This window comes from Vibrio sp. Vb1574 (assembly GCF_033338675.1).
This window is the reverse complement of sequence record NZ_JAWOTC010000071.1, coordinates 1-7,733: the sequence shown is the minus strand read 5'-3', so window position 1 is coordinate 7,733 and position 7,733 is coordinate 1. Positions and strand designations below refer to the sequence as shown.

At 45.8% G+C, this 7,733-nt stretch carries 6 protein-coding genes and 3 tRNA genes; 8 read left to right on the top strand and 1 reads right to left on the bottom strand.

Annotation, left to right across the window (positions count from 1 at the left end):
• The first annotated feature begins 105 nt into the window (after nucleotides 1-105).
• From R7O12_RS23270 to R7O12_RS23260, 3 genes are all read left to right on the top strand, one after another.
• Nucleotides 106-190: transfer RNA gene (locus R7O12_RS23270), tRNA-Leu, on the top strand.
• A gap of 50 nt (nucleotides 191-240) precedes the next feature.
• Nucleotides 241-315, top strand: a tRNA-Gln gene (locus tag R7O12_RS23265).
• 53 nt (nucleotides 316-368) lie between these two features.
• Nucleotides 369-453, top strand: a tRNA-Leu gene (locus tag R7O12_RS23260).
• A gap of 135 nt (nucleotides 454-588) precedes the next feature.
• Here the strand turns inward: R7O12_RS23260 and R7O12_RS23255 are convergent.
• Entirely contained in the window at nucleotides 589-1,767 is a 1,179-nt protein-coding gene (locus tag R7O12_RS23255) for a 2-octaprenyl-3-methyl-6-methoxy-1,4-benzoquinol hydroxylase (RefSeq protein ID WP_064369039.1), read from the bottom strand.
• Between the two features lie 257 nt (nucleotides 1,768-2,024).
• Here R7O12_RS23255 and miaB point away from each other — a divergent pair, with 257 nt between their 5' ends.
• From miaB to lnt, 5 genes are all read left to right on the top strand, one after another.
• Nucleotides 2,025-3,449: a tRNA (N6-isopentenyl adenosine(37)-C2)-methylthiotransferase MiaB gene (miaB, locus tag R7O12_RS23250; RefSeq protein ID WP_005373038.1), complete on the top strand. Its 1,425-nt coding sequence runs from the start codon at nucleotides 2,025-2,027 to the stop codon at nucleotides 3,447-3,449.
• Nucleotides 3,450-3,522: 73 nt separating this feature from the next.
• Nucleotides 3,523-4,620 carry a PhoH family protein gene (locus tag R7O12_RS23245; protein ID WP_005373033.1) on the top strand — a complete coding sequence of 366 codons (1,098 nt, stop codon included), beginning with the start codon at nucleotides 3,523-3,525 and terminating at the stop codon, nucleotides 4,618-4,620.
• Between the two features lie 2 nt (nucleotides 4,621-4,622).
• Nucleotides 4,623-5,087 carry an rRNA maturation RNase YbeY gene (gene ybeY / locus R7O12_RS23240; protein WP_005373030.1) on the top strand — a complete coding sequence of 155 codons (465 nt, stop codon included), beginning with the start codon at nucleotides 4,623-4,625 and terminating at the stop codon, nucleotides 5,085-5,087.
• Between the two features lie 105 nt (nucleotides 5,088-5,192).
• Nucleotides 5,193-6,092 carry a CNNM family magnesium/cobalt transport protein CorC gene (gene corC / locus R7O12_RS23235; protein ID WP_005384118.1) on the top strand — a complete coding sequence of 300 codons (900 nt, stop codon included), beginning with the start codon at nucleotides 5,193-5,195 and terminating at the stop codon, nucleotides 6,090-6,092.
• 32 nt (nucleotides 6,093-6,124) lie between these two features.
• Nucleotides 6,125-7,642, top strand: coding sequence for an apolipoprotein N-acyltransferase (lnt, locus tag R7O12_RS23230; protein WP_005384119.1), 1,518 nt, complete (start codon nucleotides 6,125-6,127; stop codon nucleotides 7,640-7,642).
• The last annotated feature ends 91 nt before the right edge of the window (nucleotides 7,643-7,733 follow it).

The window sequence follows — 7,733 nt, the reverse complement described above, 5'->3', positions numbered from 1 at the left end:
GCGGAATTGGTAGACGCACCAGATTTAGGTTCTGGCGCCGCAAGGTGTGAGAGTTCAAGTCTCTCCTTCCGCACCATCTTAAATTAATCTACACTATCAGAATACGCGGAAGTGGCGGAATTGGTAGACGCACCAGATTTAGGTTCTGGCGCCGTAAGGTGTGAGAGTTCAAGTCTCTCCTTCCGCACCATTCTTTCTCTCGATAAGAGAGGTTAAGTAGTCTTTGACTATTTACGCTGTAGGGCTATCGCCAAGCGGTAAGGCAGCGGCTTTTGATGCCGCCATTCCCTGGTTCGAATCCAGGTAGCCCTGCCATATACAATGATATTGAGATTTTACCAATTATCTTGATATCTACAGAATAAGTTGCGGAAGTGGCGGAATTGGTAGACGCACCAGATTTAGGTTCTGGCGCCGCAAGGTGTGAGAGTTCAAGTCTCTCCTTCCGCACCATTATCGGAAAACCCAGCATGACTTTGCTGGGTTTTTTCTTTTTTTGGTTCTGGACTCGGGAAATCATTAGATTTGCCGAATTAAAAAAGCGAGCTCATGGCTCGCTTTTTTTCTATCTGTGATTTGAGTAGCTTACTACATACCTAACGCGTATTTCAGTACTTGAGCCTTAATTGGCCCTGAGTTTTCAGCAAGCTTCAATGCAGCATTACGTACGAACTTCAATGGCCCTAGATCGTTGCTAAAACCTTTATAGAAAAAGTCCATGCCCGTCTGCATGAGTAAGTTGTCAGGTCGACGTGCGCGTTCGTATTTCGCGAGTAAGGTATCTTCCAGCTTTTCTTGTTGTTCTGTTACCGAAAGGAGAACGTCTACATCTTTGAAGCCTAAGTTTACCCCTTGCCCTGCAAGCGGGTTGATCGTATGGGCAGAGTCACCCACTAATACGCAATTTTTGCTTGAGTAGCTTTGCGCATGACGACGAGTGAGTGGGAATGAGCCAAACTGTAAAACTTCAATATCGCCTAATTCTGCAGGGAAATGACGTAAGATTTCTTCCCTTAGTTGAGGTTTACCCATCGCACACAGTTGTTTAATACGTTTAGGCGAGTCATACCAAACCAAAGAACCTTGGCCTACTATTTGACCATCGTCGTTACTCAAAGAGCACAGAGGTAAAAATGAACGTGGGCCTGAAGGTGTAAATTGTTGCCAAGTAATATCTTGCTGAGGCAATTCTGTTTTCACGTTAATCAACATGCAGTGTTGTCGGTAATCCCACGCAGTTACACCAATTCCAGCCAATTGACGAACTTTAGAGTTTGCACCATCAGCACCAATCACCCAGTTAGCTTCAAACTGCGCCCCACTTTCTAGTGTCACAAGATTTACATCTGCAAACTCAATGGCTTTTAATCGCTCAGGACACATCACGGTTAGATTTTCATACTTAGAGAAGACTTGCCAAAGACCTAATTGGATTAGGCGATTTTCAACGATGTAACCTAGCTGATCCAATGACAATTCATCAGAGTGAAAACGAGTACGGCACTCTGGGTGCTCCCAAGTTTCTAACCGCCGATAAGGACAAACTCGCATGCTCTTGATCTCTGACCATGCTCCGAGTGAATCAAGTAACTCCACCGACTGGTGCGAGATTGCAGATACACGAATATCCATCGCCTGAGCGGCATCAAAAACTTTAGGTTTTGTACCTTCGACCAAGACAACGCTTCTGCCCTGCTTGGCAAATCCAACAGCGACGGCTGCCCCGACCATACCGCCACCGATCACGGCGATGTCATACTTGTTCATTTTTCACTCTTCATCGTGCTGATTAATTGGCGTTTTTTATTGTACTTTCCATGGCTATTTTTACAAAATTGTTTAACAAAAAACCTTGTTCTGCATAGGGCGAAAAACTAGATTTCATCGGGCTTTGCAGAGAATTAGCTAGATCACTAGTCAGGTGCTTTTTAAAGCAGTACAATACGCCGCTTACCGCCGTGATGGCGGCTATAATTTGAGCAATAGCTCTCCGATTTAAGTACAACTGAACGAGCGAAAGTGAGATGAGTAAGAAACTGCTAATTAAAACCTGGGGCTGCCAGATGAACGAATACGATTCATCAAAAATGGCCGACCTGCTTAATGCTGCAAACGGCTACGAGCTGACGGAAGAGCCAGAGGAAGCAGACGTACTTCTACTTAACACCTGTTCGATCCGTGAAAAAGCGCAAGAGAAAGTTTTCCACCAGCTAGGCCGCTGGAAAACACTAAAAGATAAAAAACCTGGCGTAGTTATCGGTGTAGGTGGTTGTGTAGCAACGCAAGAAGGTGACCATATTCGTGAACGTGCACCATACGTTGACGTTATTTTTGGCCCACAAACTTTGCACCGCCTACCTGAGATGATCAAACAATCTCAGTCCGATGATGCACCAGTTATGGACATTTCGTTCCCAGAGATCGAAAAATTCGACCGCCTACCTGAACCTCGCGCTGAAGGTGCGACAGCATTCGTTTCTATTATGGAAGGCTGCTCTAAGTACTGTACTTACTGTGTCGTACCGTACACTCGTGGTGAAGAAGTAAGCCGTCCAATGGATGACGTACTGTTCGAAATCGCCCAACTTGCTGAACAAGGCGTACGTGAAGTAAACCTTCTGGGTCAAAACGTAAACGCGTACCGTGGTCCTATGCACGATGGTGAGATCTGTTCATTTGCAGAACTGCTTCGTTTGGTTGCGTCTATCGATGGTATCGACCGTATTCGTTTCACGACGAGCCACCCGTTAGAATTCACAGACGACATCATCGCAGTATACGAAGATACGCCAGAACTTGTGAGCTTCCTGCACTTACCTGTGCAAAGTGGTAGTGACCGTATCCTAACGATGATGAAACGCCCTCACACCGCTATCGAATACAAATCGATCATCCGTAAACTGCGTAAAGCTCGTCCTGATATTCAAATCAGTTCAGACTTTATTGTTGGTTTCCCTGGTGAGACAGACAAAGACTTCCAAGACACCATGAAGCTAATCAAAGATGTAGACTTTGACATGAGCTTCAGCTTTATTTTCTCTCCACGTCCAGGTACGCCAGCAGCGGATTACCCTTGTGATGTGTCAGAACAAGTGAAGAAAGAGCGCCTTTACGAACTACAGCAAACTATCAATGCTCAAGCGATGCGTTACTCTCGCTTAATGCTTGGCACAGAACAACGTGTTCTAGTTGAAGGTCCTTCGAAGAAAAACCTAATGGAACTACGCGCTCGTACAGAAAACAACCGTGTAGTAAACTTTGAAGGTAGTGCAGACCTAATTGGTCAGTTCGTTGATGTGAAGATCGTAGACGTATTTGCAAACTCACTGCGTGGTGAGCTAGTACGTACTGAAAAAGACATGGATCTTCGTAGTGTGATTTCCCCAACGCAGATGATGGCGAAAACACGTCGCGAAGATGAGCTGGGTGTAGCTACTTTTACGCCGTAAGCTCGTATAAATAGCCATAGAGAGCCTGGTCGTTATCAGGCTCTCACTAAGTGGCAAAAAATGAGAGGCAACATTGAGCAATAAAATCGTAACTCTAGAAATTAACCTAGAACCTTCAGACAACCGCCGACTAGCTAGCCTGTGCGGTCCATTCGATGACAACATCAAGCATTTAGAACGTCGTCTAGGCGTTGAAATTAACCACCGTAGTGACCACTTTACGATTGTCGGTAAACCTCATACCGCATCAGCTGCGCTGGATATCCTGAAAACTCTATATGTTGATACCGCACCTGTACGAGGTGAGATCCCAGATATTGAGCCTGAGCAAATCCATCTAGCGATCAAAGAGTCTGGTGTTCTTGAGCAGAATACTGAGTCTAATATCGAGCATGGTAAAGAAGTCTTCGTCAAAACCAAGAAAGGTGTGATCAAACCACGTACGCCAAACCAAGCGCAGTACTTGGTTAACATGGTCACGCATGATATTTCTTTTGGTATTGGCCCGGCAGGTACAGGTAAAACCTACCTTGCTGTAGCAGCAGCTGTTGACGCACTAGAGCGCCAAGAGATCCGCCGTATTCTACTTACTCGTCCAGCGGTTGAAGCTGGTGAGAAATTGGGCTTCCTACCTGGTGATTTAAGCCAGAAAGTCGACCCATACCTACGTCCGCTATACGACGCCCTATTTGAAATGCTGGGCTTTGAGCGCGTAGAGAAGCTGATTGAACGTAACGTGATTGAGGTTGCCCCTCTTGCTTACATGCGTGGTCGTACTCTAAACGACGCCTTTATCATTCTTGATGAGAGTCAGAACACCACAGTTGAACAGATGAAGATGTTCCTAACGCGTATTGGTTTTAACTCTCGCGCGGTTATCACTGGTGATGTCACGCAGATTGACTTACCTCGTGGTGCGAAATCGGGTCTTCGTCATGCTATTGAAGTACTAAGCGAAGTTGACGACATCAGCTTTAACTTTTTCTTAGCCGACGACGTTGTACGTCACCCTGTGGTTGCTCGTATCGTTAACGCGTACGAGAAGTGGGAAGCACAAGACCAGAAAGAGCGTAAAGAGTTCGAGAAACGCCGTCGTGAAGAACGCGATGCGAAGTTACTAGAAGCAGCAAAAGCCGAACTGAATGCACAAGTTGCTTCAACTAAGGAATAATCATGGCGATTGAACTTGATCTGCAACTGGCAGTCGAAAATGAAGAAGGTCTGCCTTCGCAGCAAGATTTCCAATTGTGGCTAGATAAGACAATTCCTCTCTTCCAGCCACAAGCCGAAGTCACCATTCGTATTGTTGATGAACAAGAAAGTCATACGCTCAACCATGAGTATCGCGGCAAAGATAAACCAACTAATGTGTTGTCGTTTCCATTTGAAGCACCTCCTGGTATGGAAATAGATTTACTTGGTGATTTGATTATTTGCCGCCAAGTTGTTGAAAAAGAGGCGGTTGAACAGAGCAAGCCTCTGCTAGCACATTGGGCGCATATGGTTGTACATGGCAGCTTGCATCTGCTAGGTTATGATCATATAGAGGATGACGAAGCCGAAGAGATGGAGTCCCTCGAAACCGAAATCATGCAAGGTATGGGTTATGAAGATCCTTACATTGCTGAAAAAGAGTAGCTATTGGCCACTCGACAGGGAAAGGCGAACCACCTAAATGACTCTCGTGTTCGCCTCTCTATGTGTGCTATCACACTTCTGATAGCGTTACTTAATTGAGAAACAATGAACGAAGATAATTCTCCCTCTTCTAACGAAGATAAGAAAGAAAAGGCAGAAGGTCCGAGTAGAAAGTCCTTCTTTGAACGTCTAGGTCAACTATTTCAGGGCGAACCAAAAGATCGCCAAGAGCTTGTGGATGTTATCCGCGACTCTGAAGTTAACGACCTGATTGACCATGACACTCGCGATATGCTCGAAGGTGTTATGGAAATCTCCGAAATGCGTGTGCGTGACATTATGATCCCGCGTTCGCAAATGGTTACCGTTGAGCGTACTCACGACCTTGATACCTTGGTTGCTTTGATTACCGATGCTCAACACTCTCGCTACCCTGTGATCAGCGAAGATAAAGACCATGTGGAAGGCATACTTCTAGCGAAGGACTTACTTAAATACTTAGGCTCAGGCAGTAATCCATTTGATATCGAAGAAGTCATTCGACCAGCGGTTGTAGTACCGGAAAGTAAACGCGTTGATCGACTGCTGAAAGAATTCCGTGAAGAACGTTATCATATGGCCATTGTTGTCGATGAATTCGGTGGTGTTTCTGGTCTTGTGACCATTGAAGATATCCTTGAGGAAATCGTCGGGGATATTGAAGATGAATTCGATGAAAGTGAAGAGACGGACATTCGTAAGCTGAGCAAGCATACGTTTGCTGTCAGAGCGCTGACAACCATCGAAGAGTTTAATGAGACATTCGGAACCAACTTCAGCGATGAGGAAGTTGATACCGTTGGTGGTATGGTCATGACTGCCTTTGGTCACTTACCTTCTCGTGGTGAACTGGTTGAAATTGAAGGCTACAACTTCAAAGTCACCGCTGCCGATAACCGTCGTGTCATTCAACTCCAAGTGACGATCCCAGACGAAGAAACCCTGGTTGAAGCCACTCAAGAGTAACGCGATACCCATTGGGAATCTCAGAAATTACAATGATGAATGAACTCTTTCATCGCCTTAAGCGGCCCTTAGTGGCCGCTTTTGTTGGCGCCTCTACTACACTCGCTTTCGCTCCTTACCAGCTGTGGCCTATTGCCATTCTTAGCCCTGCAATTCTACTGATTCTTCTTGCTAACCAAACTCCGAAACGCGCACTATGGATTGGTTATGCTTGGGGGTTAGGTCAATTTGCAACTGGCGTTAGCTGGGTTTACGTCAGTATCTCCGGTTTTGGCGGTATGCCGCTCATTGCCAATTTATTTTTAATGGGCTTACTTGTTGCCTACTTGGCTGTTTATTCAGGCTTATTTGCTTGGCTCAACAACAAGCTGTTTCCTCAATTTACGCTCACAAAAGCACTTCTCGCTGCACCTGCTTTATGGCTGATAAGTGATTGGTTGCGTGGTTGGGTGATGACCGGCTTCCCTTGGTTATGGCTAGGCTATAGCCAGATAGATGCTCCACTCGCAAGCTTTGCACCAATTGGCGGCGTAGAACTGCTTACTCTATTTATCCTTATCAGCGCAGGGGCGTTAGCCTATGCATGGATTCATAAGCAGTGGCTGATGGTGATTATCCCTGCGGTATTACTCAGTACTGGCTTTGGGATTCGCAACTACGATTGGGTAACACCCCGACCAGAAGACACGACTAAGCTCGCACTGATTCAAGGTAACGTAGACCAAAACCTAAAGTGGCTACCAAGTCAACGCTGGCCAACCATCATGAAATATGCTGACTTAACTCGTGAAAACTGGGACGCTGACATTATCGTTTGGCCAGAAGCAGCAATTCCCGCTTTTGAAATTGAAGTGCCTTCATTTTTGAGCAATATCGACAGCGCTGCAAAAATGAATAACAGCGCAATCATCACCGGTGTCGTCAACCAAGCTGAAGATCGACAGTTCTACAACAGTATTCTGTCCCTCGGCATCACACCATACGGTGACTACAGCTTCGATTTAAGCGAACGTTACCATAAGCATCACCTACTACCGTTTGGTGAGTTTGTACCATTTGAAGATATTTTGCGCCCATTAGCGCCATTCTTTAACCTACCGATGTCATCGTTTAGCCGTGGGGCTTTTGTGCAGCCAAACATCGTTGCGAATGGCATGCACATGGCACCAGCGCTTTGCTATGAGATCATCTTTAATGAGCAAGTGCGTCAAAATGTGACTGACGAAACAGACTTCATTCTAACGCTTTCAAACGATGCATGGTTTGGTCACTCTATCGGCCCTCTTCAGCATATGGAGATCGCCCGTATGCGTGCCTTAGAGTTGGGCAAACCGCTCATCCGCTCGACTAACAATGGATTAACAGCGGTAACCGATCACAAGGGTAAAATCGTTGAGCAAGTTCCGCAGTTTGAAACTGCAGTACTGCGCGCAGAGCTCACCCCAACCGATGGGAAAACGCCATATCGAATCGTTGGTACTTGGCCATTGTATATTTGGGTAGGGTTAAGTTTAGCGCTGGCTTTCGGTTTAAGAAGAAAACAGAGCTGATAACAGCTTGAAAGTTGACCCGTCCTGATATGGGTTGACACTTTTTAACTAAAACGCTCGATGTACTTCATCGGGCGTTTTGTATTTTAAA

What these genes read in the sequence shown, in the direction of transcription:
- R7O12_RS23255 (WP_064369039.1), bottom strand. Translation starts at nt 1,767, where the DNA reads ATGAACAAGTATGACATCGCCGTGATCGGTGGCGGTATGGTCGGGGCA.
- miaB (WP_005373038.1), top strand. Translation starts at nt 2,025, where the DNA reads ATGAGTAAGAAACTGCTAATTAAAACCTGGGGCTGCCAGATGAACGAA.
- ybeY (WP_005373030.1), top strand. Translation starts at nt 4,623, where the DNA reads ATGGCGATTGAACTTGATCTGCAACTGGCAGTCGAAAATGAAGAAGGT.
- corC (WP_005384118.1), top strand. Translation starts at nt 5,193, where the DNA reads ATGAACGAAGATAATTCTCCCTCTTCTAACGAAGATAAGAAAGAAAAG.
- lnt (WP_005384119.1), top strand. Translation starts at nt 6,125, where the DNA reads ATGATGAATGAACTCTTTCATCGCCTTAAGCGGCCCTTAGTGGCCGCT.